The 24,806-nt window shown below is 41.2% G+C and carries 24 protein-coding genes; 10 read left to right on the forward strand and 14 right to left on the reverse strand.

Going from position 1 to position 24,806, the window contains the following annotated elements:
* Nucleotides 1–108: 108 nt before the first annotated feature.
* A complete protein-coding gene (fabR, locus tag AZH43_RS15745) occupies nucleotides 109–801 on the forward strand; it encodes an HTH-type transcriptional repressor FabR (protein WP_067671656.1) in 693 nt (230 codons plus the stop codon).
* A gap of 28 nt (nucleotides 802–829) precedes the next feature.
* Here the strand turns inward: fabR and AZH43_RS15750 are convergent, their stop codons facing one another.
* Both AZH43_RS15750 and AZH43_RS15755 read right to left on the reverse strand, forming a co-directional pair.
* On the reverse strand, nucleotides 830–1,510 hold the full coding sequence (locus AZH43_RS15750; RefSeq protein ID WP_067671659.1) for a response regulator transcription factor: 681 nt from the start codon (nucleotides 1,508–1,510) through the stop codon (nucleotides 830–832).
* 150 nt (nucleotides 1,511–1,660) lie between these two features.
* Entirely contained in the window at nucleotides 1,661–1,942 is a 282-nt protein-coding gene (locus AZH43_RS15755) for a hypothetical protein (protein ID WP_067671661.1), read from the reverse strand.
* Nucleotides 1,943–2,168: 226 nt separating this feature from the next.
* Between AZH43_RS15755 and AZH43_RS15760 the strand changes: the two genes are divergently transcribed.
* From AZH43_RS15760 to AZH43_RS15775, 4 genes are all read left to right on the forward strand, one after another.
* A complete protein-coding gene (locus tag AZH43_RS15760) occupies nucleotides 2,169–2,669 on the forward strand; it encodes a hypothetical protein (RefSeq protein WP_067671728.1) in 501 nt (166 codons plus the stop codon).
* Nucleotides 2,670–2,883: 214 nt separating this feature from the next.
* Entirely contained in the window at nucleotides 2,884–3,375 is a 492-nt protein-coding gene (locus tag AZH43_RS15765) for a spore coat protein U domain-containing protein (RefSeq protein ID WP_067671664.1), read from the forward strand.
* 301 nt (nucleotides 3,376–3,676) lie between these two features.
* The gene (locus AZH43_RS15770; protein WP_067671667.1) at nucleotides 3,677–4,405 is read left to right on the forward strand and encodes a fimbrial biogenesis chaperone; all 729 of its coding nucleotides are present in this window, start codon (nucleotides 3,677–3,679) and stop codon (nucleotides 4,403–4,405) included.
* 5 nt (nucleotides 4,406–4,410) lie between these two features.
* A complete protein-coding gene (locus tag AZH43_RS15775; protein WP_067671670.1) occupies nucleotides 4,411–6,810 on the forward strand; it encodes a fimbria/pilus outer membrane usher protein in 2,400 nt (799 codons plus the stop codon).
* Nucleotides 6,811–6,837: 27 nt separating this feature from the next.
* Here the strand turns inward: AZH43_RS15775 and AZH43_RS15780 are convergent, their stop codons facing one another.
* Both AZH43_RS15780 and AZH43_RS15785 read right to left on the reverse strand, forming a co-directional pair.
* On the reverse strand, nucleotides 6,838–7,659 hold the full coding sequence (locus tag AZH43_RS15780; protein WP_067671673.1) for an alpha/beta fold hydrolase: 822 nt from the start codon (nucleotides 7,657–7,659) through the stop codon (nucleotides 6,838–6,840).
* 171 nt (nucleotides 7,660–7,830) lie between these two features.
* Nucleotides 7,831–8,097, reverse strand: coding sequence for a PAAR domain-containing protein (locus tag AZH43_RS15785; RefSeq protein WP_067671676.1), 267 nt, complete (start codon nucleotides 8,095–8,097; stop codon nucleotides 7,831–7,833).
* Between the two features lie 46 nt (nucleotides 8,098–8,143).
* Between AZH43_RS15785 and AZH43_RS18960 the strand changes: the two genes are divergently transcribed.
* Nucleotides 8,144–8,590: a hypothetical protein gene (locus AZH43_RS18960; protein ID WP_227509832.1), complete on the forward strand. Its 447-nt coding sequence runs from the start codon at nucleotides 8,144–8,146 to the stop codon at nucleotides 8,588–8,590.
* A 115-nt stretch (nucleotides 8,591–8,705) separates the two neighbouring features.
* Here the strand turns inward: AZH43_RS18960 and rapA are convergent, their stop codons facing one another.
* The 3 genes from rapA to AZH43_RS15805 form a co-directional block, all read right to left on the reverse strand.
* Nucleotides 8,706–11,543: an RNA polymerase-associated protein RapA gene (rapA, locus tag AZH43_RS15795; protein ID WP_106386950.1), complete on the reverse strand. Its 2,838-nt coding sequence runs from the start codon at nucleotides 11,541–11,543 to the stop codon at nucleotides 8,706–8,708.
* 141 nt (nucleotides 11,544–11,684) lie between these two features.
* A complete protein-coding gene (locus AZH43_RS15800) occupies nucleotides 11,685–12,329 on the reverse strand; it encodes an RluA family pseudouridine synthase (RefSeq protein WP_067671682.1) in 645 nt (214 codons plus the stop codon).
* A 132-nt stretch (nucleotides 12,330–12,461) separates the two neighbouring features.
* Entirely contained in the window at nucleotides 12,462–13,166 is a 705-nt protein-coding gene (locus AZH43_RS15805; RefSeq protein ID WP_067671685.1) for a phosphopantetheine-binding protein, read from the reverse strand.
* A gap of 310 nt (nucleotides 13,167–13,476) precedes the next feature.
* Between AZH43_RS15805 and blaMCA the strand changes: the two genes are divergently transcribed.
* Nucleotides 13,477–14,649, forward strand: a complete 1,173-nt coding sequence (gene blaMCA, locus AZH43_RS15810; protein WP_081406844.1) for an MCA family class C beta-lactamase — start codon at nucleotides 13,477–13,479, stop codon at nucleotides 14,647–14,649.
* Nucleotides 14,650–14,783: 134 nt separating this feature from the next.
* Here blaMCA and AZH43_RS15815 read toward each other — a convergent pair whose 3' ends face one another.
* From AZH43_RS15815 to AZH43_RS15840, 6 genes are all read right to left on the reverse strand, one after another.
* Nucleotides 14,784–15,389: a LysE family translocator gene (locus AZH43_RS15815; protein ID WP_067671688.1), complete on the reverse strand. Its 606-nt coding sequence runs from the start codon at nucleotides 15,387–15,389 to the stop codon at nucleotides 14,784–14,786.
* A 50-nt stretch (nucleotides 15,390–15,439) separates the two neighbouring features.
* Complete coding sequence (locus tag AZH43_RS15820; RefSeq protein WP_067671691.1) at nucleotides 15,440–16,267, reverse strand: AraC family transcriptional regulator; 828 nt, start codon at nucleotides 16,265–16,267, stop codon at nucleotides 15,440–15,442.
* Between the two features lie 192 nt (nucleotides 16,268–16,459).
* On the reverse strand, nucleotides 16,460–16,876 hold the full coding sequence (locus tag AZH43_RS15825; RefSeq protein ID WP_067671737.1) for a GlcG/HbpS family heme-binding protein: 417 nt from the start codon (nucleotides 16,874–16,876) through the stop codon (nucleotides 16,460–16,462).
* 86 nt (nucleotides 16,877–16,962) lie between these two features.
* Entirely contained in the window at nucleotides 16,963–18,267 is a 1,305-nt protein-coding gene (hemL, locus tag AZH43_RS15830; protein ID WP_067671694.1) for a glutamate-1-semialdehyde 2,1-aminomutase, read from the reverse strand.
* Between the two features lie 39 nt (nucleotides 18,268–18,306).
* On the reverse strand, nucleotides 18,307–18,927 hold the full coding sequence (gene thiE / locus AZH43_RS15835; RefSeq protein WP_067671697.1) for a thiamine phosphate synthase: 621 nt from the start codon (nucleotides 18,925–18,927) through the stop codon (nucleotides 18,307–18,309).
* A 673-nt stretch (nucleotides 18,928–19,600) separates the two neighbouring features.
* A complete protein-coding gene (locus AZH43_RS15840) occupies nucleotides 19,601–19,984 on the reverse strand; it encodes a DUF962 domain-containing protein (RefSeq protein ID WP_067671700.1) in 384 nt (127 codons plus the stop codon).
* A gap of 316 nt (nucleotides 19,985–20,300) precedes the next feature.
* Here AZH43_RS15840 and AZH43_RS15845 point away from each other — a divergent pair, with 316 nt between their 5' ends.
* Nucleotides 20,301–21,785 carry a CYTH domain-containing protein gene (locus AZH43_RS15845; RefSeq protein ID WP_067671703.1) on the forward strand — a complete coding sequence of 495 codons (1,485 nt, stop codon included), beginning with the start codon at nucleotides 20,301–20,303 and terminating at the stop codon, nucleotides 21,783–21,785.
* Nucleotides 21,786–21,949: 164 nt separating this feature from the next.
* A complete protein-coding gene (locus AZH43_RS15850) occupies nucleotides 21,950–23,407 on the forward strand; it encodes a CYTH and CHAD domain-containing protein (RefSeq protein WP_067671706.1) in 1,458 nt (485 codons plus the stop codon).
* 158 nt (nucleotides 23,408–23,565) lie between these two features.
* Here the strand turns inward: AZH43_RS15850 and AZH43_RS15855 are convergent, their stop codons facing one another.
* A complete protein-coding gene (locus AZH43_RS15855; protein ID WP_067671709.1) occupies nucleotides 23,566–24,198 on the reverse strand; it encodes a hypothetical protein in 633 nt (210 codons plus the stop codon).
* A 109-nt stretch (nucleotides 24,199–24,307) separates the two neighbouring features.
* On the opposite strand from AZH43_RS15855, the gene AZH43_RS15860 reads away from it, so the two are divergent.
* Nucleotides 24,308–24,703: a DUF3144 domain-containing protein gene (locus AZH43_RS15860; RefSeq protein ID WP_067671712.1), complete on the forward strand. Its 396-nt coding sequence runs from the start codon at nucleotides 24,308–24,310 to the stop codon at nucleotides 24,701–24,703.
* The last annotated feature ends 103 nt before the right edge of the window (nucleotides 24,704–24,806 follow it).

Raw genomic sequence — 24,806 nt, forward strand, 5'->3', positions numbered from 1 at the left:
ATACACATGTATATATATTTGTATATATATTCGTTCATTTTATCTAAACCCTACAAAAACTGTAAGCTTTTGCAATAATATGGTAAGGTTTCTAATCCCTTGAAAAATATGACACCGTCGGCATTGAAAGCGAAAATAGGTACTATGCTCCAAGAACAAGCAATCCCTGAAACAACTGCAGTGCGTACAGTTGGACGCAAAGCGACCATTACAAAAGAAGAACTGTTTCAAGCAGCATTGCATTTAATCGGCCCGCAAAAAAGCATTGCATCTTTAAGCTTGCGGGAAGTTGCCCGTGAAGCCGGCATTGCACCGAACAGCTTTTACCGCCATTTCAAAGACATTGACGAGCTGGCTATTGAATTGATTGACCGTTCAGGTTTAGTACTGCGTCAAATTCTGCATGAAGCGCGGCTGAAAGCATCTAAGCAGAACAGCATTATCCGCAGTTCCGTTGAAGTTTTTATAGAACAGCTCAATGTTGATAAAGGCAATTTAAGCTTGCTATTGCGTGAAGGATACACAGGTTCAACATCTTATAAACAGGCTGTAGAGCGTCAGCTGAATTTTTTCCAGCAAGAGCTGAAAGAAGATTTAATTGTTTTAGAGCGCTTGAACAACAGTAAATTATCGCATCCTGAAATTGTCGCTAAAGGCATTACCCAGCTGGTCTTCAATATGGGCGCAAAAGTTATTGATATGCCTATTGATGAGCGCAAGGAAGCTGCAGAACAAACCATGATCATGATTCGAATGATTCTGGAAGGCGCACGGCATTTAGATGAAGCGAGAATCCGTTAATCGCTTTTATCTGCATATTTTATGAAGTTTAATGAATTAAACCCATTTGTTTAGCGGTGTGAATTGCCTTCGTACGGGAATTCACCGCTAATTTTTGATAAATATTTTTAATATGCACATCTACAGTAAATTTAGAAATATTCAGTTCTGCACTAATTTCACGGCTGCTCATCCCGCTGGCGACATACTCCAGTATTTCTGACTCTCTCTGAGACAAGCCGGCATGAATCTGCCCATGTTCTATGGGTGAATCTGTCAATGAACTTTTAAATCGGCTTAAAATCTTGTTTGCGATTTTGGGATCAATAATTGCGCCGCCTTTCAGCATTGTTCTGATGGCAAACATCAATTCAAAATCATCTTTTTCTTTTAATACATAGCCTGTTGCGCCAATATTTAAGGCTTTATAAATAGTCTCTAAAGCATTCCATGCCGAAAGAACCATAATAGGGGCCGTACTCCCTCTTTTTTCTTTAATATTTTGAATGAAATCTATGCCGCTGCCATCGGGCAAGTTTAAATCTACCAGCATAAATTTTATGGCGTTTTTACTGCAAATATTCAAAGCGAATTCTATGGTTTGAGAGTAAAAGATATCATGATCTTCATAACCAAAGGCTTGCAGTATTTTAGATATCCTCTTCTGCTGAGCAGGATCATCTTCTAAAACCAGCATTGGTTTAAGCAATGGTGTACTAAAATCAAACATTTTTTACCATCCATTCTATTTACATGGATTGTTTTCCTTTAGCCTTAGAATTGCTATCCCTATAATTTGGGATTTTTTGATTAACCATCAATATTTTTAATCACTTAGAATACTAAAAGCAATAAGGCCTTTAGTATTCTTTCAAGCAGTTTACTTGATTGGCAACGTATCGAAGAAACCTTCCAATACAGCAGCGCCTTCTAGTGGTTTAAAAACTAAAGCCCATTTTGTTGCCTTTACCGCATTTGGGTATATTGGCTTAACCTCCAATTCAAAGCAGTAATGCGTTCCAGCAACAACCTGCTCATAGTAAGCAGTTAAGGTGTATTCACAACCTATGAGCTTTGAAAAAATCTCATCAAATGTTTTCCATACTGGACTGCCCAATAGTGGAGTTTTTCTTACACTCCAAGCACCAACTGCATGATTCATAATAATTTCCTTGTTATCTTCATATTTTATAAAAGTTAAATACTGCCTGATGGACTACTTAACTCTTTTTTTATAGCTATTTTAATTTTTCATGGGCATACCTAAAAATAAGTATTTTACATGCAAGCTAAAAATTGATGAGATATACCTAAATTTAGGTATAGCTAAAGCTGCTTTGCAGCCGCATAGTTCCACTTTTTATGATCTAAATAAAAGCGGCCTGCCCATGTCCAAAATTAAAAATTTAGCTTTTTTAAGCGCAATAATTAGTTTCACATTTACACTGAATAGCCACGCTGCAGACAACTGCACCGTTACGGCGCCAGCTACAAATGTCAATTTAAATTATGCTCAAGCCGGACGTGTATCTGCAGATTTTAAAAACTGTAAAATTCGAGTGCGCCCTGCTTTTCAATGGTCTAATCCCCAAGGCACACAATCAGTCTTCCGTTTAGATGGCAAACCCGATGTTTATATTCCGGTCAGCCTCTTTTCCAGAATCGGAGCAAATTGGGATGCATCCAACCCTATGACAGGCGTATCACAACCCGCTGTATATGCTTACACAGATTACAACAGCTTATTCAGCAGCTTATTCAGCAGCTCAAACCAACCTAAAAATTTAACCACATATGCGGAATTCTCTTCCTCACACTATAGCAATTTAGCTCAATATCCCGTCGGTACTTACAGGGCCAGCCTCACGTTCTCCGCGGTTGAATGGTAGCGCTGCGTCATTCAATATTAAGGTTTTGGATTCTTAGGTTTTATTCATCAGGCTGATGATCAAACAATGCGCCGAATGAATTCAAAATACCTAAATTTAGTTATTCCCTAAGAATCATTCAAATCTAAACTCAATCATATATTTAACATTTTATAAATATATTTTTATTCAGCTATAACACAGCCCGTTTTTTAAGCCTTGGGAAATTAAAAACATGAAATTACTATTTAAACTAACCAGCGCCTTGCTGCTTGGAACAAGCGCTTTTGCAGCGCATGCAGCAACACAAAGTGTCACTGTGCAGTATACATTGACTGTTCCAACCGCATGTACGCTCTCCAAAGCCGGCACGACAGTTGCAAAGTCGCTGCCAGTTGATGGCACGCCTGTAAACGAAACTTTCAGCGTCATGTGCAATGCGGATTATACAATTTCAGCTAACACCAAGAACGCTTCCGGCGGTGTAAACTCATCATCTCTCCACTATACATCCCCTCAGGGATCCATATTTATTCAGTATCCAATTAACTTATCCAGCCCTTTACGCAATGTGCCTGTCAATAATGCAGCGGGCACGAAAGTTACAGCCGGGCTGACAGCCACGCCTGAAATCTACACCTTAACAGCAAGCACTCCAGTTTTGCCGCTATCCTCATTGCGTGCAGCCGATTACACCGACGAAGTTACGATTGAAATATCCTATTAATTGATTTTATTAAGAAACATAAATTCATTTTATGTTTCTTAGCTTATGTATTTTTAAGCTATGCAGCCTCAAAATATTTTAGCTGGCAAGCCTTAACTGAACCGAACTGATTTTTGAATAAATCGTCTGAAATTATGAATAAATTAAATCTGCACTGCGGGATATTTAATCTATCTTGCTAAAAAATCACCTGCCTCCATCAACCTTCTGCATTTACCTGCTGGCTCTTTTATACACCTGAAAAGGCCAGCGGCTGTTTTGAAATGCTTTGAGTTTAAATTATTTTGGGGAAAAATAATTAATGCCTGCCATCTTGAACAAATTATCCTGCCTGCTTGTTGCTTCAATAGGGGTTTTCAGTGTCCCAGCACATGCAGAACTGTCTATTTATCCCATCAAACATTTTATCACTGGTGAGAATGGACAGCGCTCAAGCACCATGAACATTATTTCGTCCAATGAAGAACTGGCGAAAAGCTATGAAGTCAATGTTTTCCGTTGGTCACAGGATGAACAAGGGCAGGATGTTCTAACTCCTGATTCAAGTTTAGCCGTCAATCCGCTTTCTTTTGTTATTGAACCCAATACTAAACGCATTATTCGCATGGGGTTTAAGCAGCCTATTGCATCCATGCAGCTGCAAAAAGAAGAAGCTTGGCGAATCATCTTTAGCCCCCTGCCTGATGCCGAAACAGCTAAGGGATTAAAATACGCTTACAGCTTTAATGTTCCATTATTTGCAGGCAAAGACTTTAAGCCAGAAATGGCTTTTCAGTTGGCTAAAGACAATAAAAATCAACCTATACTGATTGCAAAAAATTTAGGTACTGCCCACTTCCAAATTACAGGCTTTACACTGCAAGATGCTGCTGAAAGAGAGCTATTCATCAGCAAAGAACTCAAATATATTTTAGCGCATAAGCAGGCCACGTTTAATTTAAATATACCTGCGGTTAAATCCCAGACGGGATTAAAACTGATTGTTCAAACACCCGGCGCTCAAACCTTGAAATTTGATGTGGCGGAGTAATAGCAATGGTGATTAGACAATTATGCGATGTACGCAAGTCCCCTTCTATTCTTGTTCTGCTGCTGTGCTGCATTCAGGTAAAATACACTCATGCACAGGATTTTCCGGTTGAACCAGCTGTTAAACTGCCTGCCGGCACACAAAACTCAGCCCGCCCAAATTCTGAAAATTTAATCTTGGGTCTTTGGATTAATGGCGTAGATACACAGCAAGATGTATTTATTTTAAAAGAAAATAACCAGCTCTATATAGAATGCAGCCTATTAAAACAAGGTTTTGTCGATGTCTCTAAATTTACATATTTAAAGAAAGACAACTTGCAATATTGTTTAATTGACCGGTCTGACATCAGCAGTCAAATGGATGAACAGCGCCAATTATTTAAGCTGAACATTCCCGCGCAATATATGCTGTCGCAAAAGCTATCTTCACAACAGGACTACCTGCCGGATTTACCCAATTTAGGTGGTTTCATCAATTATAATGTGTATTTTCAGAATGGTGACTACAACAAGCAGGCCAATGCTTCAACCGACCTGAATATTTTCTGGAAAAACATACTGTTGAACAGCGGCCATATTTTCCGTAAAAACTACAATGAAGATCAAAGCAATTTTCAGTCCAGCAGCCGCCTGAATACCTCTTTAAGCTTTGAATTCCCAAAAAACATGACCAGTTTAAAATTGGGCGATAATATCAGCACCGCTACTGGACTCAATCAGTCTTTTTACTTTGGCGGTTTCAGCTTTGGCACCAACTTTAGCAGCCGTCCTAATTACACCTATTGGAACACGCCATCCATATCTGGCAGCGCACTGACTCAATCCAGCGTCGATTTAATCATTAATGGCACACAAGCCTATAACGCTAAAGTAAACCCTGGCCAATTCAATATTGACAGCAATATTGGCTTTAATGGTTTAGGAGATGCTGAAATTGTAGTCAAAGATATTTTAGGCAACACAAGCGTCCAAAACATACCGATTTTTGTCAATCAGCGTCTGCTGCGCCCAGGTTTGACCGACTATAATATTTCTGCCGGTAAACTGCGCTACAACTATGCCTATGACGACAATGACTACCGTGACTGGTTCGGAAGCGCCTATATCCGCAGAGGGATAACATCCTCCACCACCTTAGGCGCAACAGCAGACTACAGCAAGAAACTGGAAAGCGCTGGCCTATTATGGAGTCAATATTTGTATAAGCTGGGCTTGCTGGAAGTCAATTCTGCCTACAGCCATGCAGATAATTTGGGTTTAGAAGGCTATACCGTCAATACGGAGTTTAAGCGTGATAAGCAAAGTTATAGTATTGGGTTACGCTCTCAATATTACAGTTCGGATTTCCGTATGCTGGGTTTAGATGACTACACCACCAATTATCTACCAAAAAATGAAAATCAAATTTATCTATCCAAATATCAAATTCCCTATCTAAACAATCTTTCACTCAGCTATGTAGAACGTAAGTACCGCGATGATATAAATCAGGAAGACCAGCGGATTTTTAATTTAAGAAGCAGCCGATCATTGGCAAAAGGACTGTTTGGCAGTTTGGGCATATCTTATGATGCCGAAAGTCGTGACCATGCCAGTATTGATTTAATGCTGAGCTATAACTTTGATGACAACAAACATTCTGTCACGCTCTCACAGCATGATGATGACGAAACCAGCCTCCAGTTCAATAAATACAGTTACGAAAATACCGGTTTTGACTATACGGTCGGTGCAAGCCGCTCACATGATGTATATTCAGGGAATCTATCCACACGCTTTAAAACCAATGCAGGTGATTTGAATTTACAATACCTGCAAACAGATGATCAAAAATATTACAATGCAAGCTATATGGGATCTCTGGTTTGGTTAGGCAACCGTTTTGACCTAAGCAAGTATATTTCGAATAGTTTTGGTCTAGTGCGCTTAGAAAACACGTCCAATGTAGATATTTACAGCAATGGTTCTTATATTGGCAAGACCAATAAACATGGTGAAATCTTCAGCTATAACTTAAGCGGCTATACGAAGAACAGTATTGCTTTTGATGAGAGCCAAATTGGTATAGATACCGACATTGAAAGTACGAATCGCTCAATTATGCCTATGAATCAGCGCGGTTATATTATTGATTTTCCAATATCTAAAAACCAAAGCAAAGATGTAACCTTCAAATTTATTGATGACAATCAGAATGTGTTAGCTACAGGAAGCATTGTCAATTTGATTGGCATGAATAACGGTAAATATCCAATTACCAGCAGCAATCTTGTGACATTTTATGGATTGATGCCTATGGATTACAGCTTTGAAGTGCAAACGGCAGATAAGATCTGTAAAAGTTCATTTACCTTGGGTCTCGATACAAACGTCGATGAGCCGATTACCCTCATCTGCCAATAACTCTCAAAAAGTAAAAAAAGGAGATTCTTAAGAATCTCCTTTTTTTACCGCCTGTATATTTATTATTTGCTGCACAAATTGGGCTGTTGCCTCTGGCTGTTCCAGCGGAAACATGTGCCCGCCCTCCACTACACTAAAATCAATGCCATAGGTTTTTTTCACCCCTTGCGGTAAGCCTTGCTTATAAAAAGCGCTTTGTTCTGCGGTAATCAAATGCACAGGTATATTAGGCGCCTTACGCGGTGTACGCCACCACCAAGCCGGGACAGTCCTGAAAATATGCGCTTCTAGATCTTTAGGAATACTGAGCGTCACTCCTCCTCGGCTATGATCATCCCGAATGCCATGGTTAAAATAATCATCAAAACACTGTTCATCAAAATTATTAAACAAGCGGTTTTTCCGTAAAGCCGCATAAGCCTCATCAAAGCTGCGCCAATGATCATTTCGCTTTAGAGTAATGGCTGCCGGAGTAATTTTATCTACTGCTTTCAGCCTCAGCTTTTGCATGCCTTCAAAAATCGCTGATTTGCTGCCGATCACAAATGGCGGATCCATAATAATCAATTGCGAAAACAATTCAGGACGCTTGTAAGCCGCCATTAAGGTAACCAGCGAACCAAATGAATGCCCGAGTCCAATCACTTGCTGCTTGGGAAACTGCTGTTCTATGTCATGAATGACTTGATCAACCAAATGCGCCCAAGTATAGGTCACGGGGTACTGTGAATTCATGCCGATAAGCGGTATGGCTTTTATTTTATACTTTGCATCAAATGCCTGAAAGAACTTGGCATAGCTGCCAGCAGGAATACCGTTGGCGTGTGTAAAATGTATAGGCTGAAACATAAAATTTAAAGGACAGGAATTGTTTTCTTTAGACTAACGCGTTATGCATTTTTTAGTAATTGCATTTCTGCATATTCCTCTGAATGTTCAGTCATTCTGCATTCAAATACACGCGCAAATACAAAGGCCGTCTGTCATAGCCCGCATTGTATTTATACTATGCATTCGCTGCTACTTCGCAGAAAGCACCAAGTTTTGATTCGGCATAAATGTGGCGCCGCATGTGGTTTTATCCCCTGCAATAACGACTGCACGGCCTTTCACTGCTGTACTTAAATCCGATGCAATAGCAGAAACAGTCGCTTTGCATTTCGGGCAAAAATGTTTCATACCGTTTAAATGCACAGCAATCCCATTAATCGTAAAAGTATTTTCGCATTCAGAAACCACGCCGCCATGCGATGTTTGAGAACCTAAAGTCACCAGCGCTTTTGCCATTTTTTAATTATCCATTGTTTTAATTTTGCGCATATTCTAGCCGAAATTGTTTGATGCCTCCAGTCTGTTATTTAAGACTAAAACAGAGGCTGATTGTTCAGCAGTTAGCAGCGGTATTTCAGCAATCGTTCAGTTTTATACTGTATTGGTTATATTTAGCTATATAATGATTTTAAAAATATATGATCCATTTTACGAGGCCTCCATGAATTCCGAAGAACGTTCTGAGTTATTTATTCAGCAAATTCAAAACGTATTGCTGCATGATTGGGACCCTTTAAACATCCGTAAAAATTCATCCATGCAAGACGAATATGATGCCTATATTGTCGATGTCCTAGATATACTTGAAGATGAAAATGCAACAGCTGCTGAAATAGCACATTGCCTGCAAGAAATTGAACATGAATTTCTGGGGCTAAAAAAACCGACGGACCGCGCTGAAAAAGCCGCTGCTAAAATTTGGCAGCATTTTGAAAATTTTATCGCTTAACTAATATCTTCCTTCCGCGCTGGAAAAGCAACCTGAATTATTTCTTGCCCAGCCCATAAAAAAAAGCGCCCATAGGCGCTTTTTTAAAAGGTATTAGACACGTTGGAAGCCTAAGTTAAGGCTTCACCACCACCAGCACTTGAATAGCTTCAGGTGTTACAGACAACCCATCCAGCAGGCTCAAGCCTTCTTTCTGGAATTTTTGCAGACGGGAGATTTCATCTTCACGGATGCTTGGATTGAATTGTTTCAAGTAAGTCAAACGGTCAATTTCATATTGCCATTTACTGCCGTACACTTCTTTAGCCTGCTGCTTGAAGTTCGGTAAAGCGGCTTTAGCGATATCCAGCGCTTGATTGTAACGCTCTTCAATCACATCACGGCGCGCTTTTACCACTTGGCGGCAGCTGTTGCTGTCCAGATGATGCAAATACGGCTTCAAAATTTCCGGCGCAATTTTTTGCGATAAATCCTGGCCTTTTTCGCTCAATAGAACGCGAATCAATTGCTGCGGCAAACTTGACGGTAAATTCAATGCTTTAGGCGCAATGACATCCACTTTAAACCAGACTTCAATCAACACTGAACCTTGCGGTAAAGCCGCAGATTTCAGCACTGCCACATTGGTGCTGCCGAAACCTTGCGTGTTAATCATTTCCATCACGCTTTCGGTAAATGGATGCTCTAAAGTCAGATACTGCGCATCTTCACGCAATTGCGCCTGATCGCGGTAGAAAGTCGCGGTCATGCCGTCTTCATCTAAAGTCAGGCCTTGTACCTGCATTTGATCTGTCGGCTTAATGATGACTGTACCGTTGCTTTGCTCATCAAAATCGATGTTTGTTGCCGCCATAAAGCGCTTCATAAACATCGGCAGCGTGGTATTGTCGTCATAATCTTCCAGCGCTGTCACAATTTCCTGCGCTACAATTGGACGGCAAGAATTGTATTCCAGCAAGCGGTCACGGCCAGCCTGCAGCTCAGCTTCCAGCGCTTCACGCTGTACAGACACTTCTTCCAGCAAATCTTCAAACTGCTGTCCTAAGTCGGACAATAAACAATCTTTCAATTTAACAATAAAGTTTTCTTGTAAAGTCTGCGCAGTCGGTGAAATATTACTAAAAATATTCAAGCCTTCGTTGTACCAGCGGAACATGCGTTCCTGCGCTGTACCTGCCAAATAAGGCACATGAATTTGAATACGGTTTTCTTGGCCGATACGGTCTAAACGCCCGATCCGCTGTTCCAGCACATCTGGGTTTGCCGGCAAATCAAATAAAATCAAGTCAGAGGCAAATTGGAAATTCCGGCCTTCTGAACCGATTTCTGAACACAGTAAAATCTGCGCGCCATAAGATTCTTCTGCAAAATAAGCTGCCGCTTGGTCACGTTCCAGCAGGCTCATGCCCTCATGGAACATTGCCGTGCGAATGCCGGCATGCAGGCGCAGCACGTTTTCCAAAGCTTCAACCACTGGCCCGCTGCGGGCAATCAGCAATACTTTCTTATGCTTCAAATCTGTACGCAGTTTTTCCAGCAGCCACATAACGCGCGGATCATGTTCCATCCAAGCGCCATCCAGCTGTGTTTCTTCAGGCCACATCTGCTCACGCAGCTTACCGTCTTTAGACCAGCTTTCCGGTGCAGGCAATGCTGCTGGCTGGCAGTCACGGCCGGGGAAGCCTTGAATCGCTTCACGCGTGTTGCGGAATAAAATACGGCCTGTGCCGTGACGGTCTAAAATTTCATGAATCGCACGGAAACGCTGCTCAGGCGTATCATCTATACGCTGGCCCAGCAATGTCTCTACGGCATCTAAATGCGCTGCTTCCAGCGGCATATCAGACATCAGCACTTCCGCAATTTTAGCGGTTTGCTGATACTGCTCTTCTTCATCCAAGAAGCGGTCCAATGAATTAAAGCGTGATGGATCCAGCAGGCGCATGCGGGCAAAATGGCTTTCTACACCCAGCTGTTCCGGTGTTGCAGTTAAAAGCAATACACCAGCTGTTTGCTGTGCCAATTCTTCTACAAGATCGTAACGGTCGTTTCCGCCTTCTTCTTCATTCCACATCAAATGATGCGCTTCATCCACCACCAGCAAATCAAAACCGGCTTCTAACGCCTGCTCGCGCAAGTCATCATGATCAATCATCAAGTCGATGCTGGCGATAATACACTGTTCGGTTAAAAACGGATTCTGTTCTGGATCATGTTCTTTGATGGATGCTGTGCGGGTCAAATCAAACAATGAAAATTCAAGATTGAAGCGGCGGCGCATTTCAATCATCCACTGATATTGCAGTGAATCAGGCACTAAAATCAGGATGCGTTCAGAACGGCCTGTTTTCAGCTGCTGGTGAATGATCAGGCCTGCTTCAATGGTTTTGCCCAAACCCACTTCATCCGCCAATAATACGCGCGGCGCAAAACGCTTGCCGACTTCATGCGCAATATACAGCTGATGCGGAATCAGGCCCACACGTGAGCCGACCAAACCGCGCAATGGGCTAGACTTCATATTGGCCTGCATCAGCAGTGACTCAATACGCAGGTCATACCATTCTTTATAGTCAATTTGGCTGGCCAACAAGCGGTCTAATGGCTTTGACAGCTGAATATTAGCCCCGATACGGGTTTCATTTAAGGCTTTGCGCTCTTCAGTGCCGCCGGCCGATGTGCGGATGACGTTATAGCGCAGCACCCCATGACGGTCTTCAACAGATTCAACAGTCCACGCAGTGCCTTCCTGATCCTGAAGTTCATCGCCTGTATTAAAAACAATGCGGGATAAAGGCGCATTGTGGCGCGCATAGACACGGGTTTCATCACTTTTGGGGAATAAAATGCTGACCGATCGCTCATCTACATCAATTAGAACTCCTAAGCCTAGTTCTGTTTCTGTGTCCGACAACCATCGTTGACCAATAGCAAACTGCTGCAATTTTTCCACCTTCATCTTAAATAAGGACTGCAAATTTGAGACCCAAATAGTGTTTGATATTTGAGCAAAAATCCACACCGAATAGCAATATATTTTGACATAAAGCCCACTAAAAAGTGAGCCTCATTTTGAATGTTTAAACAGTATTTTCTAAAATGGCGCCGGGCAATGAAATTCAATCATTTTATCTGTTGCCGGGTGCTGAAAACTTAAGCGTTCTGCATGCAGGCAAAGACGCGGTGTAAGCGCCTGATGCTGTTCATCTGCATATAATGTATCCCCCACAATTGGATGACCTAAATATTGCATGTGCACACGCAATTGGTGTGAACGGCCAGTAATGGGGGTCAATTTAACGCGCGTGACTGCTGCCCCGCCGATTTGAAAATTTTCCAGAACTTCCCAATGGGTCAGCGCCGGCTTATTGTGCGCTGGATCTGCAATATGCAATGGCGGGCGGCTTGGGTCATAAACCACAGGAACATCAACAGTGCCTTCGCCTTCTAATGTTCCAGCGACAATCGCTTGGTAGGTTTTAGATGTTTGGCGCTCTTGAAATTGACGGGAGATGCGGTTTTGACCAATGCGGGTTAATGCGAAAACCAAAATGCCTGAGGTATCACGGTCTAAACGGTGAATCAGTAGCGTTTTCGGTTCTTCTTGAAGCAGTCGATTGATCAGGCAGTCCTGAAGGTCTGCAGTTTTTCCTGGAACAGTGAGCAAACCAGCCGGCTTATGTATCACCATAAAATCTTCATCACGATGAATCAGATGTTCTGTCAGAAAATTATTCAATGTTCAATCCAGGCCAATCGCGAAAACAAGGGCGCAATGATAAAAAGCTTAGCCAAGAAATACAATGAGAAATAGCCGAATTGACAATGATTTTTACGATTTTAGATAAATATTTTTCCAATTGGGCTGAAATTAATTTTTAGGCACGAGAATTTGCATCAGATGGCTTAACGCCGGCTGCTGTAAAAAATCTTCATAAGTGATATTCGCGCCATTGGCCCGCCATAAACCGACCAAACTCACCATAGCAACTGAGTCTAATCCATAGCTGTGCAGGTCCGCTTTCGGGTCAATGTCCAAAGCATCCATGTTTAACTGTTCTGCCACTGCCAGCAAAATACCTTTAGGTGACAGCACATATGCCGTGGGCGCACTTAAATTCCACAGCCGCATGAGGCTATAGGTATTCATATGATGCACCGATTGCGCAGTCAAGTTATCGACCCACTGAATATGCTGTTCGGCATTGGGCAGTAAAATTGCATCATCAATAATGCAAATGTGCGCAGTGACACTCATTAAATGCGCCAATACCTGTTTCAGCAGCGGCGTAACCTGCCCAGCAATCATGAGTTGCGGATAAATTGAAAGCAGCTCGCCTAGCCTTTGCATGCCCTGCATCGCATTGTCGCCAGACAAATCTACAATTTGAAGATCCAGCGCTTTGGCTTTGTTGGCGATACTGGTTATATTCTGCATGAGTTTTGAGTCTGACATTGCGGCATCTGCACGCAATTCATGCAGCCCCGTCAGCAGCAGGACTGACTGCGCTGAAACAACTGACCACTTTGCAGCGGATGGCGCAAAGTGAATTTTTTTAGGCATTGGGTACAGCATATTACCTCGGCGCACATCACTGGCACTTGAAATTTGCAGCTTATGCTAACGCAGAATTCCTGTGTTTGAGCGTTTTAAATAGCGAAACAAATATGTGTGAATGACAATTGTATACTTTTAAGCCTCAGCTAAACCCATATCAAATGAATGGGCTGCAAGCGATACCATTTGGCAGAATCGACGCTATGTTAAATAAATGGCGGCTTGAGTGATTCTTATATAAAAAGTTATTAAAAAATAAATTACTACACAGGTAATATTTATTATATGGGATGATATTTATCATCTTTTTTTAATGAATTTTAACTTAATGATTGTTAATCAAAAAATTATTTTCCAAACACTGTTTATTAGCCTTGCTATGGGTTTTGGCATGCATTTACATGCAAGTGAACTCAGCCAAAATGAGAAAAACATTGAAACAGTTGTTACTCAATCATTTAAGCCGCTTATGGACCAGTATGGTGTAGCAGGCATGGCTATAGGCGTCATTTACAACGGTAAAACGTATGAAAATTATTATGGTATCCAATCTAAATTGGACCATAAAAGCGTAAATAATCAGACTCTTTTTGAGTTAGGCTCTGTAAGTAAAGTTTTCACTGCTATTTCAGGAACATATGCGAATAACCAAGGAAAAATATCTTTCGATGATCATCCTAGTAAATATTTGCCATCTTTAAAGCATTCGGATATTGATAAAGCAAATTTATTAGAGTTATTAACTTTTACAAGCGGCAATCTGCCATTACAATTTCCAGATAATGTTAAAACTGAAAAGCAAATATTGGAATATTTCAAAAATTGGAAAGCAAAGAATCCTTCGGGCACGTATCGTGAATATTCAAACCCAAGTATAGGGCTTTTTGGCTATCTAACGGCAAAATCAATGAATGTTCCTTTTTCTTCATTATTAGAGGAGACTATTTTTCCTCAACTTAATTTGAAACATACATACGTCAATGTTCCAGAAGCACAAAAAATAAACTATGCTTTTGGTTATGATGAAAATAATATGCCAGTTCGAGTTAATCCTGGCCCGTTATCTGATGAAGCCTATGGAGTTAAATCAACCCTCCCCGATATGCTGGACTTCGTTAATGCAAATCTTAATGCAGATAAAAATAGCCCTGCTATGAAAAAAGCGATTTTAGATACACACAAAGGATATTTTAAAGTTGCTGATAGTGGTATGACACAAGCACTTGGATGGGAGATGTTTTCTTATCCGACTACTTCTGAAATTCTGCAGGCCAGCAATTCACAGCAAATTTTATTGGGGTCAAATCCTGTCGTAAAAGAATTATCACAGCCAGAATCTAAAGTTTTTCATAAAACCGGATCTACTAATGGTTTCGGGACATACGTTTTATTTATTCCAGAAAAAGGGTTTGGATTGGTGATGTTAATGAATAAAAAGATACCAAATGTCGATCGAATTAAAGCAGCATATCATGTTTATGAGTCATTAAAAGATCATTAAATTTTTTAAATCAACACAATACACGCAATGTAAACTTGAAAAATTAAGTCTATGATTTTAAGTTTCATCTATTTTAAAAAATTAGAGCCTAGATCCAGATCTAGGCTTTTTCATTTCGCATAACAGCCATTATACTAAATGGAGTGCAATATTGGATACCATACTGAAATAAACAAAATGGTACCCAATATCCGATTAAAGATAATGAGATGCTGTTCTGTTGAAAGCATTCTTTTTGTAATTTTTCCTAAATAAGCCCAAACAAATAAACAAGGTACAGAAATCAGCATAAAGATGAATGAAAATAGTATGAGCGAATGATAGTAATTGGCTATCTGCGTTGTATAGATAGTAATGACAGCAATAGCCATAAGCCAACTCTTAGGATTAATGAACTGTAAAAAGAAGCCGGTAAAAAATCCATTTTTCTTATTTTTATTCTGGAGTCCTGTTTCTAGATCAGGGCAATAATTAAAAATTTGCCATGCAATATAGCTCATCCACATACCTCCAGCTAAACTTAAAATCAACTTAATATTAGGATATGCGTTTAATGTTGTGCCTACGCCAAGTCCTGTAATTAAAATTAATAAAGAAGTACCAATACTTCCACCAAAGATTAAACCAATGGTTTTTTTGATATCGAATTGATGACTAGTACTAAGAATAAGGAAGTTAGTTGGGCCTGGAGTAATTGATGCAACAAAAGAAAAAGCACAGAAAGATAAAATTATTTCCAAAACAAAATCCAAAAGTTAAATAAAACATTTGGTTATTTTGAAAAATACTATCAAGACAAATCTAGAACATTTGTGCACGCTTTCTGATATTGATTCAAGGTTATGCCATAACAACGTCTAAACCATCGACCTAGGTGGCTTTGATCAGAAAAACAAAGGTATGAAGCAACAGTTGCTGCTGATAATCCTTTTTTTAATAACTCTTTCGCTTTGTTTAGTCGTAGTTGAATCAGATATTGATGTGGAGAACAGTTGAAATTTTTTTTAAATACGCGATTAATATAGAAACGATCAGTTTGAACCAATGTTGATAATGTCTGTAGGTCTAAATCCTGAAATAGACTTTCATGTAGAATTTCTTTTAGCTCAGATGCAATATTAGGTAATGTATGGATAGACTCTTCACGTTTATATAAGATTTTTTTATTCACTAAGCTTTCTAATAAAAGATCTAGATAAGTATCTTTCATCAATTGCGATTCATTGTTATTCAATATGTTGTAGGTTGAAAGTATCAAATGTGATAGTTGAGAATCAGAACGAAGAGTTGATTCGATGGATAATTCAAAGGATTCTTTAAATAAACCATCATAGCTTTTTTTTAACCATGCTGGATCTAAATGCATCATTTTATAAGTGAAGCCAAGCGGATCAGGTGCATTACCATCATGAATTTCTTCAGGTTCAAGCATGAAAACTTGGCCTTGATAACTATCAATGACTTTTCTTCTGCAATTGAATTGCTGATGTCCTAATTCTGTTACTCCGATCAGATAACTTGAGTGTAAATGCGGGGCGTATGCAAAGCCTTTAAAATGGGCATGAACTAATTCTATGCCTGTAGATTTATCTTGTGCGATGTTGACCCAATTACTCATATTTACTCAAATTGTATTAAGATATTTTACCTTATCAAAAATTACCTAATTAAGAAAATCTATTTAAAATTACAGCGTACTGGAGCATTTTTTATTGATTATTCATGTTCCATACCTGCTATTTATTCAATGTTCCTTAACTTTATAAACTTCAGCTTAGGAATGCCCAGCACATACCTAAGCCCTAAATTTTTAGTTTACTTGCCCTAAAAACATCTCTATTGCCTGCTGCGCAATTTCCGCATCTTGAAAAGACTTCACACCTGACACCCCCATTGCACCAACCAGCTGCCCTTCATACATAATTGGCTCACCGCCTTCCAGCATGCCATGAAAGGTCTGCATGGTCAGAAAACCCATTTGCCCGCCCCGAATAATATCCTCAAATAACTTTGAAGGGCGGCGGCTCACTGCCGAGCATTTGGCTTTTTCCAAACATAAATTCGCGGTCATCGGTGAAGCGCCATCCATACGCTTCATTGCCAGCAGATTTCCTGTTTCATCCACTACAGCAATGCTGACATTGAAACTGTTTTCAACGGCATAGGCATGCGCCTGATTCAGCAAAAACTCAGCATCGGCAAGTGTCAGATAGTGTTTGGTCTTCATTGGCTTCATCCCTGTGCATTCATGTCAAATTCATATAAAAAAGCCCGCAATAAACTGCGGGCTTTTAGTGTACATAATTTAAAGGCTTATGCGTTTTTCATTTCCGCAAAAACTTCTTTTGCAGCTTGAATTGTAAATGCAATATCTTCATCGCTATGCGCGCTAGAGAAGAAGCCCGCTTCAAACGCAGACGGCGCCAAATTCACACCGCGTTTCAGCATACCGTGGAAGAAACTACGGAAGGCATCGACATCGCATTTTAAAATGGCATCAAAACTGGTAATTTCAGTTTGGTCCGTAAAGTAAAGACCAAACATGCCGCCCACTTGCTGAGTAAACAATGGAATACCGGCTTCATCCGCTGCTGCTTGCAGACCCGACAACAGGGTTGCCAATTTTGCAGTTAATGCTTCATAAAAACCTGGCTGGCGCAGATGCTTGAACATTTCAATGCCGGCACGCATTGCAAGCGGGTTGCCTGACAACGTACCAGCTTGATACACCTTGCCCAATGGCGCGATGCATTCCATCACTTCACGTTTACCGCCAAATGCGCCTACCGGTAAACCCGCACCAATAATTTTACCTAAAGTGGTCAAATCAGGTGATACGCCATAATGCGCCTGCGCACCGCCAAGGCCAACCCGGAAACCAGTCATCACTTCATCAATAATAAACACTGAACCATGTTCATCACATGCATCACGAATAGCTTGCAGGAAACCGTCAATCGGTTTCACCAAATTCATGTTGCCTGCTACAGGCTCTACAATCACGCCTGCAATTTCAGAACCGAATTTTGCAAAGCATTCTTTTAGCATTGCAATATCATTATACGGCAGCGTTAAAGTATGCTTGGCAAAATCAGCAGGTACCCCAGCAGAAGTTGCTTCCCCCTCACCTTTGGTCAATAAACCAGAACCGGCTTTGACTAAAAGCGAGTCTGAATGGCCGTGGTAGCAGCCTTCAAATTTTACAATTTTGTCACGGCCAGTATAGCCGCGCGCTAAACGGATAGCCGTCATGGTCGCTTCAGTGCCTGAGTTGGTCATACGCACCAGCTCAATAGACGGCATAATTTCACAGATAATGTCTGCTAAAGTTGTTTCATGCACGGTTGGCGCGCCAAAACTTAAACCGTCCACCGCCGCTTCTTGAACAGCCTTGATAATGTCCGGCTGCGCATGGCCTAAAATCATTGGGCCCCATGAACCGACATAATCGACATAGCGTTTGCCGTCTACATCAAACAAATAAGCGCCTTGAGCTTTTTCAATAAAGACCGGTGTACCGCCGACACCATTGAACGCACGTACAGGTGAGTTCACACCGCCAGGAATATGCTTGCTGGCTTGTTTAAACAGTTGTTCTTGCTTTGGAGATAAGCTCATAAAATGTCTCAACTAAAAATAAAACAGCATTCAATAAAATTATGCTTTGGATGCAAATAAATCAGACCATTCTTCAATTCGTGCATTCACTCCAGACATAGAGCGCCCCAATATATCACTAATAACCGCGCAAAGGTCTGCACCAGCGTCGATCACAACGCCTGAGTTCTCAACAGTTAAGCCGCCAATTGCGCAAATCGGCACGTTAAATTTTGCCTTGGCCTGCTTTAAAGTTTCCAAGCCAATATCACCCGCTTCAGGTTTGGTCTCTGTGGCATAAATTGCGCCAAATGCAACATAGGTTGCACCCTCAGCAATTGCCTTTTCAGCCAGTTCAATTGAGTTGTTGCAGCTGCAGCCAATCAGTACATTTTTAGGCAACCGCGCGACCGCTTCTGCAATTGAGCCGTCTTCTTGCCCTAAATGCACACCTACGCCATATTGCACGGCAGCTTCAAGATCGTCATTAATGACAAAAGGCACTTTATACTGCGCGCACATCGATTTCATGTACTCAATTTCATAAGTCTGATCTTCTTTGGCAACTTTCTTGCGGCGGTACTGCAATACTGCAACCCCATAGGTTGCCATTGCACCTTCAAGTTTCGCCAAAAGCAATTCAATAGGGTCATCATTGGTAATCAGATATAAGCCGCGCATATCACATTCACATCGTTTAAATTGCCCTATTATAGGCAGAAGTTGAATAATATTAAGTATTTCTCATATGAATTATTGTCTAAATCCGGTTGATAAAATTGCAAGCCCCGCTAAACACGGAAAAAAGTCACGCAATGCTGGCTTTAACAGTAAAAATACCCAATTCTAGGGATAGCCTTACATTTCTTAAACCGTAAAATATGAAACATAACAATAAGAAAATTGACTTCATAATAAAAAACAATTTCGCACAAGATTAGGCCTTTTGATGATTTAAATAAAACGTTTGGGGAACGTAAATCATCAAAAGGCCTACCCTATTTTTACCAATTAAAAGCATTTAAAAAAATGACGCAATAAAAAAAGCCTAGAGAAAGGTCGCTCTAGGCTTGGAAAACGTTGATCTTGCAAATACCGGTTATATGCTTCTAAAAAGCTACTCACAGCATTATTAGAACAATTACTTAAAAAATGCAATAATTAAACGGCAACATCTACAAAACTAGTAATGAATAAAATAAATGGCTTCAAACAGTTTTTCCGATGCTGATTTTATGGTGTGCATGCATCTACAGCAATTGCATCCAAAAACAGTAATTAACCTGCAGGATTGCACATGTGAAGTCATCCAGATTTATCCTGCATCAGTGCATTGCAGATTATAAAATCTGCATCAGCTCTTAATTTTATCTTTATTGCGATCGGTCAGGCTCAGATTGCCGCACAGCACATCCGAGAACATTCGCCAATCTGAAATAAAGCTGTATAGCGGCTGTTTAAAACTGGCAGGCTTATTTTTTTCAAATACAAAATGCCCGACCCATGCACAGGCATAACCGGATACTAAGCCGTAGGCAAAATATTTTGCTTTGCGTTGCCGTATAGCCTTTGTAAAAAAGTAAAGTCCTATGGAGCTGCCAGCCACATGCAGGCGGCGGCTCATAATATTGCGGTGTTCGGTTAAATAAAACCGGTAAAAGTCTGAATAATTGCGGATTGGCATTTCAAATTGCTGATCTGAAGACTGCTCCATGGAAACAGGAACTTGAGCATTCATAAGACATCATCCTGATGATTTTTACTCACCATAGCGCAATTTTCAATCGATGAAAAGATCGTAAAACTTTAGCGCCTAGATTTGCATACAGCAGCCGCGGCTCACAAAGTTTCGGGTTTATTCTCCAGTGTTTTGCTAATCTCTATCCAATTAAGCACTTTAATCCTGCGTCAAGCCTTACATGCATTTTGTTTTTGGTTAAAATCGAAACTTAAAAATTACATGTACTTTCATTGCTGCCCCCTTTTATCTCTAGATTCTAGGTTTAGGCACGTATTAGATATCGGTAATACACCTTATAAATTAGGACATAAACATGGTTGAAGTTGAATTGAAATTTCAAATTCCTGAAGCTCGGCGTACTGCGCTGCTGAAGGCAATTGACCCGAAAAAATCACAGCAGATTCAACTGAAAGCCAAATACTTTGACACGCCAGACCGGCTCATGGCGCAAAAGCACACCGCCCTGCGCCAGCGCTTGGAAGGCACACGCTGGATTCAAACACTTAAAGCAGCCGGCAAAAGCCATATTGAACGTTTTGAACATAACTTAGATTTAGGGGAAGACTCAGCAGATGCTTCGGGCGAAGCTGCGCAAGCGCCTGCACTGAATCTGGAAATTTATGCACAGCACCCAGAAGCGCAGGCTGTACTGGAAAATGCTTTAGGCGGCCAGCAGGATCAGCTGAAACTTCAATTTGAAACCGATATTTCACGTACCTTGCGGGTCATTCAGTATCAAGATGCAGAAATCGAAGTCAGCTTAGATATAGGCTGTATCCGCACTGCCGATGCCGAACAGGAAGTGCACGAAGTCGAATTTGAGCTGAAAAGCGGCTCTATTCAGTCTTTGCTGGAATTTAGTTTTGAGTGGGTTAAAAAATATCAGCTATGGCTGGATGTCCGCAGCAAAGCGGAACTTGGCAATTTATTGGCGATGCAGCAGCAAGCCAGTCCGGCAGCCAAAGGCAAAGAGTTCCAGCTCAGCAAGAAAGAGCCTGCCAATAAAAACTTACGCCATCTGGTTGGTCAGCAGCTGCAGCACTTGCTGCCGAATATTGCGGCCATGTCAGCGCAAACTGCGGCACAGGAACATATTGATGAAGCGCAGCTGGCATTACAGCATTTACAGCTGACGATTTCATTATTTAAAGACTGGAATAGCAATATCTCAGATAAATGGGGCTATCAGCTGGATGCATTTGGGCAGCAATTTGCGCAGCTGCAGCATTTTGAGCACATGCAGAATACTCTAGGCGCATTTTTGCAGAACCGCACCACCTCTGAAAACTTAGCGAAAGATATTCTATATGCGAAAGAGAAACTGCAAAATTTAGTCAAATCAACACTGAATGTGCATCACTATTTAGAATTGCTGATGTTCAGCCTTAACACTCAAGATCAGCCACAGCCGCATGATTTAAAATGGTTTGCGCAAAATACTCTGCAGAATCAGTATAAAGCGCTGCAAGATGCTTTAAATGACTCAGATATTGCTGATTTTGAAAGTTTAGATATTTTAGCGTCCAGAATTCAGGAACTGAAATTCAGCTTTCCTATTTTAACGTCCATTTATGATGTCAAAAATCTGCAGAAATACAGCAAAGCTTTAAATGATGCGCAATTGGCCGCCAAAGAATATCAAATCCTGGCTTCCTCTGCGGCGTATATTCAGCAAACTGAACTCGAAGCCAGTGACTGGTTTGTTTTAGGCTGGCTGACAGCCAAGCAAGAAGTCTATGCGCAGAAATTGCTGGAAGCGACAGAACAGTTCATGGTGAGCCGTAAATTCATTAAATAAAGCCACAGCACAAAGACAGATTGTAAAAGCAGTCTGTCTTTTTACTTTGTGTTTATTTTTTAAACAATTTATTTTATAGTCAATCTTCTATTCATCCAATTTGCTCCTACTATATAAACGATAAACGCTTTTTTTCCTTCACGTTGTTAGAGCATGGTGCGCGTATGTCAGAGATTGAACTGAAATTTCAGATTCCGCCTTCAAAATTGAAAGCGCTCCGTCTTGCTTTCTTGCGCCAGCAGCCAGAAGACCTTCATTTGCATGCTAAATATTTTGATACTGCACATTTAGATTTACAGCAGCACCAAATTTCGCTGCGTCAGCGCAAAGAAAATAAAATCTGGATTCAGACACTTAAAGCTCCTAAGAACAGTATCGAGCGCATAGAAATCGAAACTGAATTAGGTGAGCCGGAACCTTCCGCCATAGATTTACGTCCTTATACGCAGCATAAAAAAATACAGCAATTGCTGAAACCCGTTCTGCAGTCACATGATCCCTTAAGTCTTCAATTTGAAACCCATATTCTGCGTCAGCGCTTTCTGCATCTGCAAAATAGCAGCCAAGTGGAATTGTCTCTCGATCTTGGCAAAATCATCGCTGCTGAGCAAAACCTTGAGGTTCATGAGATAGAATTTGAGCTCAAAGAAGGCAATATCCACGATTTAATTCAAGCCATTCAGCCTTGGTTAAAAAAGTATCAAATTTGGCTGGATAGCCAAAGCAAGGCTGTAAAAGGCCAATTGCTGCAGCAGATTAAATCTGCCCCAGCGGTTCAATATCAATCTGTTTTAAAATTAAAGCCGCATGCGGACTCTATTAGCGCGCTGCAGCAAATGATCTCCAACTGTCTTGAGCATTTATTGCCGAATTCCAGTGCAATAGCGCTGGAACAGTATGATGCTGGGCATGTTCATCAGGCCCGTGTCGCTATACGGCGCTTGCGCAGCGCGTTTAAAAGCTTTCAATCACCGCAGATCGCGCATGCAGAAATCTGGCAAGAACAGCTGGCTGAACTTTTCAGGCAATTGGGCAATACCCGAGACCGCGATGCCTTAGCTGAAAGTTTAATTCCGCAGTTGAAGCAGGCTGGCTCTCCTTTAACTGAATTGCCTGCACAGAGCAGCGCTGAACAGATTCAGATTAGCGCCGTATTCCGTGCACCGTCAACGACCCGCCTGCTGCTGGAGTTAATTGAGTTCGCAAATTCAGAACAGGCTCAAGGTAAAAGCCTGAAAAAGCACATTCATCAGCAGCTAAATAAAATGCATCGGCAGATTTGCCAAGCAGAAAGCGCCTTTGTTCAAATGCAGGCAAGTGAAAAACATCAGGTACGCAAACGCGTGAAACGGATGCGTTACAGTGTAGAGTTCGTCTCCTCCCTGTACCCCCAATCCGAAATCAAGCAATATCTGAAAGCGCTAAAACCGCTGCAGGAAAATTTAGGCCGGTTTAATGACCTTTGTGTAGCGCATGCCCTATTTGAGCAAAGTATAGCGTTACAGCCCAAGGCTTGGTTTGTGCTGGGCTGGATAGCTTCTGAACAAAAGCATATCGAACTAACCATCAAAAAAAATTTGCAAAGATTTAAACAAGTGCAGCGTTTTTGGCAGCCAGCTTAATTGGCTCATTTAAAAGCGCATACGTAACTGAATCTGCTTATAAATGAGAGCACAACGCCAATGATTTAAAGCCTCTCTGCCACCGTAAGTGCAGAAGCTCATTTAGAATTTAACAATACACCTGAGCATCATAGTGAAGCCCCCACAAGGTAAGGTAACTAACGGTATTTACCAAAGACTTTCCACGTTTTATTGTCAGCAATCGGATCGCTGTAACTGTCATTACGCTGCTTGCGCGGTTTATCGCGCGCATCCACCAACTCAAAATCATTTTCTACACTCAGCACAATTCCATTCACATAAAACCGTGTGCGGGTATATTCACTCTGCCCATACTGAAATACATAAGTCCGCAAATCGATAAATTCACGGTGCGCAACCAAAGCGGCCGTATCATCAGAGTCCAGCCAGCGGTGCATTGCTGAAATTTCATGCGCTTCAAACTGTCCGCATTTTTCGACCAGACTGGCAATCCCTCGGAAAGTTTTCGACTCTTTCGCACGTGTTTTGTTGATCCGAATACGGTCCACATGAAAATAAAACAGCGGTAAATTCAAATGGCTTGGCAAATGAACAGCATCCAGCGCCTCATCTTCCATGAACGGCTGAAATAAATCCTGCGCACGCGCTATTAGCCCTTCCCACTGCTGATAGTATTCACCCACTTCTTGTTTGCTGCCATAATAAATCGGCAGGCCTTCGACATTGGCTAAAGCTGCCGGCGGCCAAATATTTTGACGCAATAAAGCGATGTCATTTTTTAAGCTTTGTACTGCAATTGCATCTTGCATGAAGAACTTCCGTTTTGCTTAGGCTATTTTTAGATTAAGTCAATGGTTTTGTTTCTGCAAGGCTTTGCCTATAATTAGTCTTTAAGATTTTACATGTCAGGAAAAATTCATGGTTCAAAAGATTGAAGCCACCGATGTCACCGAAGACGAAGCATTAAATGCCGCATTCTTTGAACGTGCAGATGAATTTATCAAACAAGCGAATGAATTTTGCCGTGTTGAACAAGGCAGCCAAGTCAAGCCAGCAGAAATCCGCGGTCAAGTCAGCTCAGCAATGCTGTTCGCCACTGCCCGCTTCAATACGTGGGTTGCAGCCAATGGTTTTAAAGACGGCAATGAAATGCGCGATGCCAAAGATCAGGTGATGTCTTACGTATTGCAGCAATTTCAAATGATGCTTGAAGATAATTATGATGAATATTGCGAACAGTTCGAGAACTATTTGCGTTTCCGCCATAATGAAGAATTCCATGCCAATAAGCATGATCACGATCATAAGCACTGAATTCTGCGAAATGATTCAATAAAGCGCTATACACCTGTTTATCATTAAAAGCCCCTCGGGGCTTTTAATGTTTGTGCATTGCCGGGGATTTATGCCGCTCACT

Source organism: Acinetobacter pragensis (assembly GCF_001605895.1).
Classification (GTDB): Bacteria; Pseudomonadota; Gammaproteobacteria; order Pseudomonadales; family Moraxellaceae; genus Acinetobacter; species Acinetobacter pragensis.